Source organism: Bradyrhizobium sp. AUGA SZCCT0177 (assembly GCF_018130125.1).
Classification (GTDB): domain Bacteria; phylum Pseudomonadota; class Alphaproteobacteria; order Rhizobiales; family Xanthobacteraceae; genus Bradyrhizobium.
The window spans coordinates 1-1493 of the sequence record NZ_JAFCMA010000071.1 but is presented as its reverse complement, the minus strand read 5'-3'; the positions used below and the strand labels follow the sequence as shown (position 1 = coordinate 1493).

Below are 1493 nucleotides of genomic sequence, written 5' to 3'. Positions count from 1 at the left end.
AACGTGCCTTCCTCATTTGAACCCATGAGACGGCTATACCCGGCGACATCCGCCGCCAGCACCGCTGCCAGTCGTCGTTCTACCCGGTCGTCTGCCAATGGCGCCCCCAAAAGTGACCATACCCTTGAGCCTATCAAAGCATGACGGGTTGTTTGAGGGCTAGGGCCTAATGCCCGCTTTGGGGTCATTCGCGTCGGTTTGACCCTCTGGTGACCAATTCCGGTCTTCCCCGAACAACGGACATCGTCGGGGGCGGTGGCATGTCTTAAAGGTGCCAAACTCGGACATCCGTTTGGTCTTATTCGATCACCTCGCCGGCGGCCACGAGCAGCGAGGATGGAATTGTGAGGCCGAGCGCCTTAGCGGTTTTGAGATTGATCACCAGCTCGAATTTAGTTGGCTGTTCGACCGGAAGGTCGGCGGGCTTGGTACCTTTCAGAATTCGATCTACGTGGCTAGCGGCTCGGCGGTACATGTCCACGCGGTTCGCGCCGATTGCCATCAGGCCGCCCGCCAGTACGTACTCGCGTAATCCATAGATCGCGGGAAACCGGTCTTAGCAGCGAACTCGAGGATCCGTTCCCGCTGGGTATACACGAAGTGATCCGGAATCACGTACAGTCCATCGGGACGGTCCTTCGCCAAGGCGTCGAACACTCGGGTAAGATCATCCGAGTTTGAGACAGGATGGTTAGTGAGTTTCACACCGACGACCGGTGCCCCAATTTCAAGTGCGTTCCTCGTCGGAAGGTCGCCTGGATTGTTGGGGTTCGAAATGATTGAGACGCGCTCCATGCTTGGAATAAGTTCTTTTAGAATCTGGAGGCCTTTGGGGCCGGTCTCCGAGAGTCCGGCTGACATGCCCGTCAAATTACCCCCAGGTCGCGCAAGGCTGGCCACAAAACCGTAAGCGACTGGATCGCCTATATCCACGAATACGATTGGTATCGTGCTGGTCGCGTCCTTTACGGCCCGCGTTAAAGGGGAAGCGACGGCAAGGATCACATCCGGTTTCGAACGGACGAGGTCGTCGGCTTCCTGCGCGGACGTACGCCCGCTGCGCTCGGTCCAGCGGAATTCAATGACAATGTTCTCGCCTTCATTATACCCGAGTTCAAGCAGACGTTGTCTGAAGGCCTCGTCCGGAGGTCGAGGCGTTGTGCCAATGTAGCCAATACGAGGACTTTTCGTTCCGGCTTTCTGCGCTCGCGCCGACAGCGGCCATGTCCCCGCCGCGACGCTTACAAGCTTGATGAATTCGCGCCGTTGCATGTGCCCCTCCAGTGAGGACGCGCATTTGTGCGACTGTTAAAGCCTAGCACCTTGCGATGCTGGCCGCGAATGGGAAATGACGTACAAATATATAAGGATTGTGACCGGGCCCCATGTCTCAGTTGGGTCATTCGCGTCGGTTTGACCCTCTGGTGACCAATTCCGGTCTTCCCCGAACAACGGACATCGTCGGGGGCGGTGGCATGTCTTAAAGGTGCCAA

The 1493-nt window shown here is 57.3% G+C and carries 2 protein-coding genes and 1 pseudogene; all 3 read right to left on the bottom strand.

Annotated elements, in window-relative coordinates:
• Positions 1–98: pseudogene (locus JQ597_RS38605) on the bottom strand (adenylate/guanylate cyclase domain-containing protein); the annotation flags it as partial.
• 200 nt (positions 99–298) lie between these two features.
• On the bottom strand, positions 299–502 hold the full coding sequence (locus JQ597_RS38200) for an ABC transporter substrate binding protein (RefSeq protein ID WP_212270384.1): 204 nt from the start codon (positions 500–502) through the stop codon (positions 299–301).
• Complete coding sequence (locus tag JQ597_RS37400; protein ID WP_212270383.1) at positions 502–1272, bottom strand: ABC transporter substrate-binding protein; 771 nt, start codon at positions 1270–1272, stop codon at positions 502–504. Before JQ597_RS37400 ends, JQ597_RS38200 begins: the two co-directional genes overlap by 1 nt.
• Between the last annotated feature and the right edge of the window lie 221 nt (positions 1273–1493).